Source organism: Micromonospora sp. BL4 (assembly GCF_003667505.1).
Lineage (GTDB): Bacteria > Actinomycetota > Actinomycetes > Mycobacteriales > Micromonosporaceae > Micromonospora.
In genome coordinates, this window is the sequence record NZ_RCVJ01000214.1 from 1 (window position 1) to 13,356 (window position 13,356).

The window sequence follows — 13,356 nt, forward strand, 5'->3', positions numbered from 1 at the left end:
CCGCCGACCCTCCCGCGCCACCCATTACTACCCCGTGGGTACGACGGCTTTCCGCCCACCGGCCCGGGGCGCGCGGGGCGGCGCCGATGATCGGTCGCGCCCGCGGATCCGTCGATCCGTGGGACGCCGTGGGAAGCGCCTGGGGCGTGCCGCCGCCGCCCGCTAGAGTCGGGTCGTGGCGCTCGGTCTTCCCTCGGTACTCCCCAATCCGCAGCCGGCGATCGGGGAGCTCATCCGTGACCGTCAGCCGACCTTCTCGTTCGAGTTCTTCCCGCCCAAGACCGAGGCGGGGGAGCGGCTGCTCTGGCAGGCGATCCGCGAGCTGGAGTCGCTGCGCCCGTCGTTCGTGTCGATCACCTACGGCGCGGGCGGCTCGACCCGGGACACCACCGTGTCGGTCACCGAGCGGATCGCCACCGACACCACGCTGCTGCCGATGGCCCACCTGACGGCGGTCAACCACTCCGTCGCCGAGCTGCGGCACGTGATCGGCCGGCTCGCCGGGGTGGGGGTGCGCAACGTGCTGGCGGTGCGCGGCGACCCGCCGGGCAACCCCGGCGGCGAGTGGGTCCGCCACCCCCAGGGCGTGGACTACGCCGAGGACCTGGTACGCCTCGTGCGGGACGCCGGTGACTTCAGCGTGGGCGTGGCGGCCTTCCCGTACAAGCACCCCCGCTCACCCGACGTGGCCAGCGACACCGCGCACTTCGTCCGCAAGTGCCGGGCCGGCGCCGAGTTCGCGATCACACAGATGTTCTTCGAGGCCGACGACTACCTGCGGCTGCGTGACCGGGTGGCGGCCGCCGGCTGCGACACCCCGATCCTCGCCGGAGTGATGCCGGTGACCCAGATCAGCACCATCGAGCGGTCCGTGCAGCTGTCCGGGGCGCCCTTCCCGCCGGCGCTCGCGGCGCGCTTCGAGCGGGTCGCCGACGACCCGGAGGCGGTCCGCCTGCTCGGCATCGAACAGGCCAGCGAGATGTCCCGTCGGCTGCTGGACGAGGGCGTCCCGGGAATCCACTTCATCACCCTCAACCGGTCCACCGCGACCCGCGAGGTCTGGCAGAACCTCAAGGTCGGCGCGCGGATGTGATCGCAGGGCACGCGACACCTGACGCCCGGCACGACGGTTGATCCGTGGTGGGCACACAGCTGAACTGGGACCAGTACGCCACGGCGTGGGCGCGGCTGCACGGCGGGTTCGACCCCCGCACGGCCGCGCCGGTGGTGCGCGCCTGGCTGCGGCTCGCGTACCACGTCGGGTACGTGCTGGGCCGGCTGCGGGTCAGCCCCACGGCGGTCACCGTGGCCGGGGTGCTGCTCTGCTTCTGCGTACCGCTGCTGGTGACCCGGCAGGCGGACGGTCCGTTCCTCGGCGCGCTGTTCGTGCTGCTCGCCGCCGTGGCGGACAGCGTGGACGGGGCGGTGGCGGTGGCCACCGGCCGCACCACCCGGCTCGGCTACGTCTACGACTCCGTGGCCGACCGGCTCGGAGAGGTGGCATGGCTGCTGGCGTTCTGGCTGGTCGGCGCGCCGGGCGCGCTGGTGGTCGCGGGCGGCGCGCTGTCCTGGCTGCACGAGTACACCCGGGCCCGGGCGGTCTCCGCCGGCATGCGCGAGATCGGCGCGGTGACCGTGGGTGAACGCCCCACCCGGGTCTCGGTGGCGCTGGCCGGGCTGCTGGTCGCCGGGCTGGCCGGGCTGATCGAGCCGGACCTGGCCGCCGGCACCATCACCATGGCGACCGCGGTGTGGGTGCTGCTGGCCGGCTTCGGTCTGGGGCAGCTGCTCTCCACCGTCCGCCGCGCGCTGCTCGACGCCGACTGACCCCGCGCCTACCAGGCCGGGCCGATCTCGTCGGCGACGATCTGCGCGGAGAGGGTCACCATCGGCAGCCCGCCGCCGGGGTGGCTGGAGCCGCCCACCAGCCACAGCCCGTGCGCCGGACCCCGGTTGGCCGGGCGGAGCAGCCCACCGGCGGTGCCGTAGATCGAGCCACCCGGCGCGCCGGTCGCCGCGTCCAGGTCGGCCGGGGTACGGACCTCGCGGAACAGCAGCCGGTCGCGGACGTCCACGCCACGCTCCGCCAGGACCGCCAGGATCCGTTCGGCGTACGCGTCGGCCAGCCCCGGGCGTCGCCAGTCGACCGCGCCACCAGCCGTGCCCTGCCGGGCGGCGTTGACCAGCACGAACCACGCCTCGTGCCCGTCCGGGCGGGCCGCCGGGTCGTCGGCCACGGTGACGAACACCGTCGGGTCGGCTGCCGGCCGGGCCCGTACGCCGCGCCCCGGGTCGCCGAAGACCGCGTCGAACTCCGCGTCGTAGTCGCGCGGAAAGAAGACGTTGTGGTGCGCCAGCCCGGTGCTGCCGGAGACGCCGAGCAGTAGCACGAAACCGGCCAGGCTGCGGTCGGCCAACCCGGCCAGCCGGCGCGCGTGCGGCAGCAGGTCGCGGTAGACGGTGAGCGCGTCCACGTTGGCCACCACCACATCGGCGGGCACCGGGGCGGTGACGCCGGCGAGGCGTACCCCGTGCACCCGGCCGCCGGCGGCGTCGATCCGGGTCACCGTGGCGCCGGTCTGCACGACCACGCCGAGGTCCAGGCAGCGCGTCAGCAGCGCGTCGGCGAGCGTGCCCAGCCCCCCGCGCAGGTACCAGCCGCCGAAGGTCAGCTCGGCGTACGGGACCGCCACCAGGGCCGCCGGCGCCCGGCGCGGGTCGGCGCCGGTGTAGGTGGCGTACCGGTCCAGCAGCATCCGCAGTCGAGGGTCGGACAGGTGCCGGCGGCCCAGCCCGCGCAGGGTGCGGCCGGGGGCGATGGCGGCCAGGTCGCCGACCCGCCAGGCCAGTGACGCGAGGTCGCGGGGGGAGTCGACGGTACGGCGCAGGATGTCCCGCGAGGAGGCGTGCCACACCCGCGCGGCCCGGCGCCACAGCCGTTGCCAGTCGGCCGCCGCCCGGTCACCGAAGGCGGCCCCGATCCGGGCGGCGAACTCCACCGGATCGGCGCAGGAGTCCAGCGCCGGGCCACCGCCGGGAAAGACGTGCCGGACGATCGGGTCCAGCGGGGCCAGGTCCAGGTACTCGTCGAGCTTCGCCCCGGTCGCCTCGAACAGGTCGTGGAAGACCTCGGGCAGGGTGAGCAGGCTCGGCCCGGTGTCGAAGTGGAACGACCCGGCCGGGGTGTCGTGCACGTACCGCCCCAGCTTGCCGCCGACCGTGTCGGCCCGCTCCAGGACGGTCACCTGGTGCCCGGTGGCGGCCAGCCGGGCGGCGGTGGCGAGGCCACCCACCCCGGCGCCGACGACCACGATCCGCGCCATGCCGCGCCCTCCTAGCTGACCGGGCGGCCCCGCCAGGTCAGGCGGCGCCGCTTTCGCAGATGGTACGACCGCAGCGTCAGCCAACCGAGGACCACGACCGACACGGGGTGTGCGAGCGCGTCGGGCCACCACCGGCCGCCGGTCGCCCGGGCGGTGAGCACCCGCCCGGCCACCCCGAGCAGGTAACCGGCCAGGCCCACGGCGGCCACCCCCGGCGCGCCGGCCGCCAGGGCCACCACCGCGACCAGCGGCGGGGCGGTGTAGAGCAGCAGCAGCGACGCCACCACGGCGGCCGCCGAGCCGGGGCGCCCGAACGACGCCCACAGCGACTTCGAGTACCCGTCGCGCAGCTGCGGCCAGTCGTCGTACATCCGACACGTGGCCAGCCGGGAGCCGTCGGCCAGGGCGATCCGCCCACCGGCCCGCTTGACCGCCCGGGCCAGCTCGACGTCCTCCAGGATCTTGTCGGCGACCGCGGCGTGCCCGCCGGCGGCGGTGTAGCCGGCCCGGTCCAGCACCAGGAACTGCCCGCCCGCCGCGGCCAGCGACGGTCGCGGCGAGCGCTCCATCGCGCGCAGCGGCAGGAAGGTCAGCCAGAGCCACTGCAACAGCGGCTGCACCAGCCGGTCGGCCGCCGTCGCCACCACGATCCGGGGGTACGGCGACAGCAGCGTCGCCCGCGCGGCGCGCAGCTCGGTGACGGCCGCCGCCACGGCGTGCGGGGCGAGCACCACGTCGGCGTCGACGAAGACCAGCGCGGTGGCCGCCGGGTCGGCCCGGGTGGCCAGCTGCCAGCAGGCGTGCGGCTTGCCCAGCCAGCCCGGCGGCGGGGCGACCCCGGTGAGCAGGGTGACCCGGGGGTCGTCGCCGGCCACCGCGCGGACCACGTCGGCGGTGCCGTCGGTGGACCCGTCGTCGAGGACCACGACGCGTAGCCCGGGCACGCCGCGCTGGGCGAGCAGGGCGCGCAGGCAGGGCGTGACCCGGGCGGCCTCGTCCCGTAGCGGCAGCAGCACGGCCACCGGCTCGCCCACCTCGTCCGGTCGGTCGGTGGGCCGGCGCAGCCAGCGCGAGGCGTTGACCCAGGTGTGGCCGGTCAGCGCGGCGACGGCGAGCAGCAGGGCGAACAGGACGATCATCGGGTCGCGTCGACGCCGGGACGCTGCGGCAGGTGACCCTCCCGGTGGGCGTCGGAGGCCCCGCGGGAGCGCAGCAGGATCACCGCCAACGGCACGGCGGTCACCGACATGCCGGCCGCGCCCCAGAGCGCCGAGGCGGGCAGGTCGAGGAAGACCGCGTGGGCCAGGATGCTGGAGAAGTACGTCCACAGGTAGAGCGCGATCATCGGGTGATCCCGGTGGTCGGTGCGGTCGGCGTCCGGGCCGGCCAGCGGGCGCAGCGCGCTCATCAGCAGCACCGCGAAGAGCAGCCAGCCCAGGTAGTTGCTGACCGGGATGCCGGGCAGGCCGGGCAGCGCCGGGGTGGCGTTCCGCCAGACCCAGTACCCCTCGGCCACCATCTGCGGATCGAGGAAGAGGTCCCAGGTGGCCAGCCCCAGCGTGGCCAGCGCGATGCGGCGTACCCGCCGCAGGGCCGGCGAGCCGATGCTGCCGCCGGTCAGCCGGACCGCCGCCAGCCACGCCGGCCAGGCCATCCAGGTCCAGGCCAGGGGGATGATCAGTGGCACCCCGGCCAGCTTCGGGCCGAGCTCGCCGGAGTAGTCGTAGCTGCCGAACGGCACACCGGTGGCCACCCCGATCGCCTCGATCGCGAACCCGCCACCGGTGGCCACGGCGACCAGCGCCGCCGCCGCCCGGGGCCCTCGGCTGAGCAGCGCGTGGCCGACCGAGAGAAGCCAGCCGAGCACGACGGTGGCCACGGTGAGCCCGGCCCGGGTGGCGCCGGCGGTCAGCGGGTAGCAGATCTGGGCGAGCACCAGGACGGCGAGCAGCGTCCAGGAGATCCCCCGCCGGGTCATGACGCCGGGCGCTCGAGGGGCAGATCCCGGCCGAGCACGCCGAACGGCCGCTCGTCGCCGGGGAAGTGGAAGTCGCGCAGGACGTCGACGAAGCCGAACCGCCGGTACAGCCGCCAGGCCCGCGAGGTCTGCTCGTCGGCCTCCGGGGTGGACAGCAGCGTGGTGGCGCCCTCGGCCATGGTGAGCAGGGCACGCAGCTGGCCGGCGCCCAGGCCGTGCCCCTGCGCCGGCGGCCGGACGTGCAGCTCGACCACCTCGAAGCAGTGGGTGAGCCAGCGCTGCCGGGTCGGGGCGTCCAGCGCCCGGTGCACCTGGTCGTGCCACCACTGCCCGGGGCCGCCCAGGTAGCCGTAGCCGAAGCCGGCGAGGTGACCCTCGCTGGTCAGGCTGGCCACGGCCCGGAACCCGGGCCGGCGGACGTGGGTGGCGATGTAGCCGCGCCGGGCCTCCAGCAGATCGGTGCGGTATCCCATCGCCTCGCCGTAGACGGCCACCACGTCGTCCAGCCGTCGGACGAGATCGTCCGGCGTCCAGCGCACCAACCTCATGCCCGTTCACCCTTCGCCGTTCCCGGGTCGCCGTCGGCGACCCATCCGAGCACCGTCCGGTCGCCGACCACCCCGCGCACCTCGAACCGTGCGAACAGCTCCTCGGCGTACCAGCCCGCGGTGGGGGTTCGCATGATCGCCGCCCGGTGCTCCGGGTGACGGTACGCGAACGCCACCAGGTCCGCCGGATCACGCCACACGCTCACCGTGCCCTGCCAACCCAGCGGCGCCTCGCCGACACCGAACCGGGCCAGCAGCCCCGGCGCGTCGCGCAGGGCGGCGGCCACCGGGGGGACCGCCCGCCAGAAGGTGGCCGCCCGACGGGCCCGCAGCCGGGCCCTGGTCAGCGCCAGCACCGGGCCGGTGACCCGGCCGCCCGGCGGCTCGCCGAACGGCCGCTGACCGGACCATTCGCCCCGGCTGCTCAGCGGCCGCAGGTCGACCCGGGCGTGAGCGCGGGCGATCCGCGCCCAGGCACTGCCGACCGGCGAGTCGTCGAAGCCGGCCGCCGCTTCGGGCGAGTCCCAGACGGTCAGCGCCGCCCACCGGGTCAGGTCGGCGTCACCCGGCCCGAAGCTGGTGCCCGTCCCGGTGCCCAGCAGCTTGCCGAACCGGACGCCCGGCAGGGCGCGCAGCCGGCCCGGGTCCACCGCCATCCGGATCAGCGCCCGGGGCAGCGCGCCGCGGGAGGTCCGCCACACGTGCAGGGTGACCAGGTCCGGAACGGCGCTGCGGTGCCCGCTGGTTCGCTCGCTCCGCTCGCTCACGCCACCGCTTCGCGGCGGCGCGAGCGCATCGCTGCTGTGCCCGCTGGTTCGCTCGCTCCGCTCGCTCACGCCACCTCGGCCGGGGTGCCGGCGGTGACCCGCAGCAGCTCGGCGTAGGTGGTCGGGAAGACCGCCTGCGGTACGCCGCCCGCGGCCCAGATCTCCGGGTACGCCGCCAGCGCGGTGTCCACCAGGGTGCGCAGCGGTCGTGGGTGCCCGAGCGGGGCGACCCCGCCGATCGGCTGCCCGGTGTGCGTCCGGACGAACTCGGGGGTGGCCCGGCGCAGCCGGGTGACCCCGATCGACGCGGCCAGGCCGGCGGTGTCCACCCGGTGCGCGCCGGAGGTGAGCACGAGCAGCGGCGCGTCGTCCGCGTCGAAGATGAGCGAGTTGGCGATCTGGCCGACCTGGACGCCGAGCGCCTCGGCGGCCGCCGCGGCGGTGTGCACCGCGTCGGGCAGCAGGCGGACCGTGCTGGGCTGGCCGGCGCCGTCGAGCGCGCCGGAGCCGTCCAGCGCGTCCTGCACCGCCCGTACGTTCGGGTGTGGCTGCATCCCGCCATTCTTCCCGGTCCGCCGGCGGCGGGTTCAGCCGGCCACGCCGCAGCCGGCCAGTTCGCGGATGGCGGCGCGCCACACGTTGCATTTTCGTCGGAGGGGAGGTGTACTGTCAGCAGCAGTTAGAACGAGTGTTCGATTGCCTCGAACGCCCGTTCCAACCAGCCGGAGCGCGGTGTTTCGCGGCGCCAGCTCTGGCCGGTGCGGCTCCGCGGGCCGCACCTGGGTTTCCGGGCAGTCGCGAGCCCGGTCCCGACAGGCAGGAGCGTCGCCCGCCGCCCACGACCCCCGGGCGGCGGGCGACGAACCCGCCGGTACGCCGGCCGGGTGTGGTGTGGGGAAGCATCCACACCCGGCCGGCCACACCCGGTGCGTCTTCCTCCGCACCACCCGACCTCGGCATCCCACCGGCGGCACCAGCGCGCCGAGGGCGACGCCCCGGCCACGTGGAGGAGACAGTCCCATGCCGTCCAACCCGGCTCAGGCACCGACGGTGCCGGCGCACGTGCTGCCGCACCGCACCCCCGCCCAGCTCCTCACGTTGGCCCGGCTCGGGTTGGCCGAAGCCGGCCAGACCCGACCCGACGGCCTGCGCTACGCGGCCGCCCACCTGGCGGCGCTGCGCGCGGCGGCCGCACTGCTCGCCGCCCGTGCCCGACCCGCGCCGAGCCGGCGCAACCGGATCACCAGCGTCTGGGTCCTGCTCTGCGCCGTCGCCCCCGAGCTCGACGAGTGGGCCCGGTTCTTCGCCGCGGGCGCCGGCAAGCGGGCCGCCGCCGAGGCCGGCATCCCCCGGGTGGTCAGCGCCCGGGAAGCCGACGACCTGCTCCGTGCGGCCGAACAGTTCGTCACGGTGGTGGAGACCGCGCTCGGCGTGGCTCACCAGCCGGCCCTGGACGGCCTCGCCGCATGATCCCGCCGTGACACCGGCCGCCCGGCGGGGGGAGTCGGGCGGCCGGTGTCCGGCGTGCCGGTCCTGATCTGATCCACAGCAACGACGGGGGGTTGGTCCAATGGCGGGCCGCATGGTGGTCGGTTCCGCCGCACTGGCCGATCTGGTGCACCCGGCGAGCGCACCCGACCCGGTCGGCGGTCACCGGGTGCTGCCGGTGGCACCCGAGCTGACCGGCCTGCTGCCCAACCGGGGCCTGCGCCGGGGCAGCACCATCGCGGTCGCCGTCGGCCAACCCCGGCGCAGCGGCGGCACCTCGCTGGTGCTGGCCCTGCTCGCCGAGGCGTCCCGGGCCGGCTCGTGGTGTGCCGTGGTCGGGGTGCCGACGTTCGGCGCGGGCGCGGCCGCGGAGTTGGGCATCGCCCTGGACCGGCTGGCCCTGGTGCCGAACCCCGGTCCCGAGTGGGCCACCGTGGTCGCCGCGCTGATCGACGGTGTGGACGTCGTGGTCACCGCCGTGCCGGCCACGGTCTCCGCCTCGGTCGCCACCCGGTTGGCCGCCCGGGCCCGGCAGCGTGGCAGTGTGCTCGTCCCGTACGGCCGGTGGGACGGCGCGGACGTGACGTTGCAGGTGGTCCGCGGGGTCTGGGAAGGGCTCGGGTCGGGCCGGGGCCGGCTGCGCCGCCGGGAGGTCACCGTCTCGGCGCGCGGGCGCGGGGCGGCCGCCCGACCCAAGGAGATCAAGGTCTGGCTCCCCGGTGACGAGCTCACCCGGGTGATCCCTCGTACGGTGCCGTCGACCGTGGCCCGACCGGCCGTGTCGCCCGCCGTCCGCCAGGGCGCGCTCACCCTGGTCGGTCCCGCGTGACCGGCTCGCCGGTGCGGACCCTGCTGCTGTGGTGCCCGGACTGGCCGGTGCTCGCCGCCGAGATCGTCGACGGGGTGCCGGCCACCGGCCCGGTCGCTGTGCTGCACGCCAACCGGGTGGTCGCCTGCTCCGAGCGGGCCCGCGCCGAGGGGGTGCGCCGAGGGTTGCGCAAGCGGGAGGCGCAGGGCCGCTGCCCACAGCTCACCGTCGTGGAGTACGACCCCGGCCGGGACGCCCGGGCGTTCGAGCCGGTGGTCGCCGCGGTGGAGGAGCTGGTCGCCGGCGTCGAGGTGGTCCGCCCCGGAGCCTGCGCGGTGGCCGCCCGGGGCCCGAGCCGTTACCTCGGCGGTGAGGAGGCGGCCGCCGAGCGGATCATCGAGCACGTCGCCCAGTCGTGTCTGGTGGAGAGCCAGGTCGGCATCGCCGACGGGGTCTTCGCCGCAGGGCTGGCCGCCCGAGCCGGCCGGGTGGTGGCGCCGGGCGGAACCCCGGAGTTCCTGGCCGGGCTGCCGGTCGAGGCGCTCGGCCGGTCGGCGCTGGCCGACCTGCTGCGCCGGCTGGGGGTGCGGACCCTCGGCGACTTCGCCGCGTTGCCGGCCGGCGACGTGCTGGCCCGGTTCGGGTTCGACGGCGCGCTGGCCCACCGGCTGGCCGCCGGACGGGACCATCGCCCGCTCGCCGTCCGGCAGCCGCCGGCCGACCTGACGGTGACCGCCGAGCACGACGAGCCGATCGACCGGGTCGACGCGGCGGCGTTCGCCGCCCGCGCGCTGGCCGAGCAACTGCACGACCGGCTGGCCGGGCACGGGCTGGCCTGCACCCGGCTCGGCATCGAGGCGGTCACCGCGCACGGGCAGGAGCTGCACCGCGTGTGGCGGCACGACGGCCTGCTCACCGCAGCGGCCATCGCCGACCGGGTGCGCTGGCAGCTCGACGGTTGGCTCTCCGGCAGCAACGGCCGGGCCGGCGCCCGCCCGGCCCGGCCGACGGCCGGCATCATCCGGCTGCGGCTGGTCCCGGACGGGGTGATCGCCCAGGCCGGCCTTCAGTCCGGCCTCTGGGGGGAGGCCGGCGAGGAGCGGGAGCGGGCGCACCGGGCGTTGAGCCGGGTGCAGGGCATCCTCGGCCCGGAGGCGGTGGTCACCGCGGTGCTCGGTGGCGGGCGTTCCCCGGCTGACCAGGTGCGACTGGTGCCGTGGGGCGACGAGCGGCTCCCTGCCCGCGCCGGTGCCCCGCCCTGGCCCGGCCGGCTCCCCGCGCCCGCGCCGGCGGTGGTGCTGGCCAGCCCGCTCGTGGCGACCGTGCAGGACGCTGCCGGCGAGCCGGTGGTGGTCAGCGCCCGGTTGGCGGTGAGCGCCCCACCCGCACGGCTGCAGATCGGCACCGGCCGGCCGGCGGAGATCGTCGGCTGGGCCGGGCCGTGGCCGGTGGACGAGCGCTGGTGGGTGCCGGCGGAGGCCCACCGCCGGGCCCGGTTCCAGATCGGCCTGGCCGACGGCACCGCCCTGCTGCTCGCCGTCGAGGCCGGGCAGTGGCTGGTGGAGGCGATCTATGACTGAGCTGGTCCTGTCCGGTCCGGGGCGGTTTCGCCGCGGAGCTGGCGTGCCCGACCGGTCGGTCCGCCGCATGCCGGGGGCGGCTGCCCCGGCGAGCGATATGACTGTCCGGCATATTTATGACTCTCAGGTATACCGCTCACCGATCCTCTCGCCGCCGGAGCCGGCCGTCGGGCCCCGCCGGCCACCCGTGGGGGCGGCCGGATGAGCTTCCACAACCCGAAGATGCCCTGGTCGGATCTGGAGCGGGTGCTCTCCGGGCGGGCCGACGACAAGCGGGGGAGCCGGGGCGATCGGCACCTGCACGTGGTGGATCCGCTCGCCGTGGACGCCGACGGCGGGGACTCCCCGGCCTGGAGCCGCCGGCGCGAGCAGTACCAGCCGCCGGAGCTGACCCGCCCCGACGGCGTGGTGCCCTACGCGGAGCTGCACGCGCACACCAACTTCAGCTTCCTCGACGGCGCCAGCCATCCGGAGGAGCTGGCGGAGGAGGCGGCCCGGCTGGGGCTGACCGCACTCGCCGTCACCGACCACGACGGCTTCTACGGGGTGGTCCGCTTCGCCGAGGCGGCCCGCGCGCTGGCCCTGCCGACCATCTTCGGCGCGGAGCTCTCCCTCGGGCTGCCCGGGCCGCAGAACGGCGAGCCCGACCCGCACGGCGCGCACCTGCTGGTGCTCGCGCACGGCCACGAGGGGTACGCCCGGCTGGCGACCACCATCGCCCGCGCCCAGCTGCGCGGCGGGGAGAAGGGCCGGCCGGTCTACGGGGAGCTGGAGGAGGTCGCCGCCGAGCTGCGCGACCACGTGCTGGTGCTGACCGGCTGCCGCAAGGGGCACGTGCCGGCGGCGCTGCTCACCGAGGGGGTGGACGCGGCGGCCCGTGAGCTGGACCGGCTGACCGCGCTCTTCGGCGCCGAGACGGTGGCGGTGGAGCTGACCGACCACGGCCACCCCGTCGACGCCGACCGCAACGACGCGCTCGCCGACCTGGCCGCCGCGGCCGGGCTGCCGACGGTGGCCAGCAACAACGTGCACTACGCCAGCCCCGGCCGGCGGCGGCTGGCCACCACGGTCGCCGCCGTCCGGGCCCGACGCAGCCTGGACGAGATCGACGGCTGGCTGCCCGCGGCGGCCACCGCCCACCTGCGCAGCGGCGCGGAGATGGCGGCCCGGTTCGCCGCGTATCCGGGCGCGGTGGCCCGGGCCGCCGAGTTCGGCGCCGAGCTGGCCTTCGACCTCCAACTGGTCGCGCCGCAGCTGCCGGCGTACCCGGTGCCGCCGGGGCACACCGAGATGAGCTGGCTGCGCAAGCTGACCGCCGACGGCGCCCGGGAGCGCTACGGCCCCCCGCAGGCGCACCCGACGGCGTACGCGCAGCTCGACCACGAGCTGAACATGATCGAGGAGCTGGGCTTCCCGGGCTACTTCCTGGTGGTCTACGACATCGTCGCGTTCTGCCGGAAGCAGGACATCTACTGCCAGGGTCGGGGCTCGGCGGCCAACTCGGCGGTCTGCTACGCGCTGCGGATCACCAACGTGGACGCCGTCCGGCACCGGCTGCTCTTCGAGCGCTTCCTCGCACCGGAGCGGGACGGCCCGCCGGACATCGACGTGGACATCGAGTCCGACCGCCGGGAGGAGGTGATCCAGCACGTCTACACCCGCTACGGCCGGGAGCACGCCGCCCAGGTCGCCAACGTCATCTCCTACCGGCCCCGGTCGGCGGTGCGGGACGTGGCCAAGGCGTTCGGCTTCTCACCCGGCCAGCAGGACGCCTGGAGCAAGCAGATCGACCGGTGGGGCTCGGTCGCCACGGTCGACGTCGAGGACATCCCCGAGCAGGTGGTGGAGTACGCCAACGAGTTGCAGACGTTCCCCCGGCACCTGGGCATCCACTCCGGCGGCATGGTGATCTGCGACCGGCCGGTGATCGAGGTCTGCCCGGTGGAGTGGGGGCGGATGCCCGGGCGCACCGTGCTCCAGTGGGACAAGGACGACTGCGCCGCGGTCGGTCTGGTCAAGTTCGACCTGCTCGGCCTCGGCATGCTCTCCGCGCTGCACTACGGCTACGACATGATCGGGTCCCGGCTCGACCTCGGTGACATGACGCTGGACGACCCGGAGGTCTACGACATGCTCTGCCGGGCGGACTCGGTCGGTGTGTTCCAGGTGGAGAGCCGCGCCCAGATGGCCACCCTGCCCCGGCTCAAGCCCCGCGAGTTCTACGACCTGGTGGTCGAGGTGGCGCTGATCCGGCCCGGCCCGATCCAGGGCGGCTCGGTGCACCCGTTCATCCGGCGCAAGAACGGCCTGGAGCCGGTGACCTTCGCGCACCCACTGATGCGCAACGCGCTGGAGAAGACCCTGGGCGTGCCGCTGTTCCAGGAGCAGTTGATGCAGCTCGCCATCGACCTGGCCGGCTTCGACGCGGCCGAGGCCGACCAGCTGCGCCGGGCGATGGGCGCCAAACGGTCGGTCGAGCGGATGACCCGTATCGCCGACCGGCTCTACGCCGGCATGGCCGAGCGGGGCATCACCGGCGAGCTGGCCGACGATGTCTACCGAAAGCTCACCGCGTTCGCCAGCTACGGCTTTCCGGAGAGCCACGCGATGAGCTTCGCCTACCTGGTCTACGCCAGCTCCTGGCTCAAGCGTTACCACCCGGCGCCGTTCCTGGCCGCGCTGCTGAACGCCCAGCCGATGGGCTTCTACTCCCCGCAGACCCTGGTGGACGACGCCCGCCGGCACGGGGTGGAGGTACGCCGCCCGGACATCAACGCCAGCGGGGCTCTGGCGGTGCTGGAGTCCACCCCGGACACCCGGTGGGGCAGCGGGCCGGGGGAGCCGCCGCACGCCTGGGGGCCTGT

Annotated in this window: 12 protein-coding genes; 6 read left to right on the forward strand and 6 right to left on the reverse strand. The window is 75.7% G+C overall.

Annotated elements, in window-relative coordinates:
• Positions 1 to 175: 175 nt before the first annotated feature.
• Entirely contained in the window at positions 176 to 1,093 is a 918-nt protein-coding gene (metF, locus tag EAD89_RS27800; RefSeq protein WP_121655880.1) for a methylenetetrahydrofolate reductase [NAD(P)H], read from the forward strand.
• A 44-nt stretch (positions 1,094 to 1,137) separates the two neighbouring features.
• Positions 1,138 to 1,827, forward strand: a complete 690-nt coding sequence (locus EAD89_RS27805; protein ID WP_121677766.1) for a CDP-alcohol phosphatidyltransferase family protein — start codon at positions 1,138 to 1,140, stop codon at positions 1,825 to 1,827.
• 8 nt (positions 1,828 to 1,835) lie between these two features.
• Here the strand turns inward: EAD89_RS27805 and EAD89_RS27810 are convergent, their stop codons facing one another.
• From EAD89_RS27810 to EAD89_RS27835, 6 genes are all read right to left on the reverse strand, one after another.
• A complete protein-coding gene (locus EAD89_RS27810; protein ID WP_121677767.1) occupies positions 1,836 to 3,323 on the reverse strand; it encodes an NAD(P)/FAD-dependent oxidoreductase in 1,488 nt (495 codons plus the stop codon).
• A gap of 11 nt (positions 3,324 to 3,334) precedes the next feature.
• Complete coding sequence (locus EAD89_RS27815; protein WP_121677768.1) at positions 3,335 to 4,462, reverse strand: glycosyltransferase family 2 protein; 1,128 nt, start codon at positions 4,460 to 4,462, stop codon at positions 3,335 to 3,337.
• Positions 4,459 to 5,301 carry a carotenoid biosynthesis protein gene (locus EAD89_RS27820; RefSeq protein WP_121677769.1) on the reverse strand — a complete coding sequence of 281 codons (843 nt, stop codon included), beginning with the start codon at positions 5,299 to 5,301 and terminating at the stop codon, positions 4,459 to 4,461. Before EAD89_RS27820 ends, EAD89_RS27815 begins: the two co-directional genes overlap by 4 nt.
• Positions 5,298 to 5,849: a GNAT family N-acetyltransferase gene (locus EAD89_RS27825; protein WP_121655875.1), complete on the reverse strand. Its 552-nt coding sequence runs from the start codon at positions 5,847 to 5,849 to the stop codon at positions 5,298 to 5,300. Before EAD89_RS27825 ends, EAD89_RS27820 begins: the two co-directional genes overlap by 4 nt.
• Positions 5,846 to 6,616 (reverse strand): monooxygenase, encoded by a 771-nt coding sequence (locus EAD89_RS27830; protein WP_121677773.1) that lies wholly within the window; start codon positions 6,614 to 6,616, stop codon positions 5,846 to 5,848. Before EAD89_RS27830 ends, EAD89_RS27825 begins: the two co-directional genes overlap by 4 nt.
• A gap of 65 nt (positions 6,617 to 6,681) precedes the next feature.
• Positions 6,682 to 7,170, reverse strand: a complete 489-nt coding sequence (locus tag EAD89_RS27835; RefSeq protein WP_121677770.1) for a YbaK/EbsC family protein — start codon at positions 7,168 to 7,170, stop codon at positions 6,682 to 6,684.
• A 466-nt stretch (positions 7,171 to 7,636) separates the two neighbouring features.
• Here EAD89_RS27835 and EAD89_RS27840 point away from each other — a divergent pair, with 466 nt between their 5' ends.
• The 4 genes from EAD89_RS27840 to EAD89_RS27855 all read left to right on the forward strand — a co-directional run.
• Positions 7,637 to 8,086 carry an SAV_6107 family HEPN domain-containing protein gene (locus EAD89_RS27840; RefSeq protein WP_121655873.1) on the forward strand — a complete coding sequence of 150 codons (450 nt, stop codon included), beginning with the start codon at positions 7,637 to 7,639 and terminating at the stop codon, positions 8,084 to 8,086.
• Positions 8,087 to 8,186: 100 nt separating this feature from the next.
• The gene (locus EAD89_RS27845; RefSeq protein ID WP_121655872.1) at positions 8,187 to 8,933 is read left to right on the forward strand and encodes a hypothetical protein; all 747 of its coding nucleotides are present in this window, start codon (positions 8,187 to 8,189) and stop codon (positions 8,931 to 8,933) included.
• Positions 8,930 to 10,492, forward strand: a complete 1,563-nt coding sequence (locus EAD89_RS27850) for a DNA polymerase Y family protein (protein WP_121677771.1) — start codon at positions 8,930 to 8,932, stop codon at positions 10,490 to 10,492. The genes EAD89_RS27845 and EAD89_RS27850 overlap by 4 nt, the downstream gene beginning before the upstream one ends.
• A 201-nt stretch (positions 10,493 to 10,693) precedes the next feature.
• Positions 10,694 to 13,356, forward strand: a 2,663-nt coding sequence (locus EAD89_RS27855; RefSeq protein ID WP_121677772.1) for an error-prone DNA polymerase, incomplete at its 3' end; no start/stop codon positions are given.

Coding starts and splice junctions, on each gene's coding strand:
- EAD89_RS27810 (WP_121677767.1), bottom strand. CDS start 3,323: ATGGCGCGGATCGTGGTCGTCGGCGCCGGGGTGGGTGGCCTCGCCACC.
- EAD89_RS27815 (WP_121677768.1), bottom strand. CDS start 4,462: ATGATCGTCCTGTTCGCCCTGCTGCTCGCCGTCGCCGCGCTGACCGGC.
- EAD89_RS27820 (WP_121677769.1), bottom strand. CDS start 5,301: ATGACCCGGCGGGGGATCTCCTGGACGCTGCTCGCCGTCCTGGTGCTC.
- EAD89_RS27825 (WP_121655875.1), bottom strand. CDS start 5,849: ATGAGGTTGGTGCGCTGGACGCCGGACGATCTCGTCCGACGGCTGGAC.
- EAD89_RS27835 (WP_121677770.1), bottom strand. CDS start 7,170: ATGCAGCCACACCCGAACGTACGGGCGGTGCAGGACGCGCTGGACGGC.
- EAD89_RS27840 (WP_121655873.1), top strand. CDS start 7,637: ATGCCGTCCAACCCGGCTCAGGCACCGACGGTGCCGGCGCACGTGCTG.
- EAD89_RS27845 (WP_121655872.1), top strand. CDS start 8,187: ATGGCGGGCCGCATGGTGGTCGGTTCCGCCGCACTGGCCGATCTGGTG.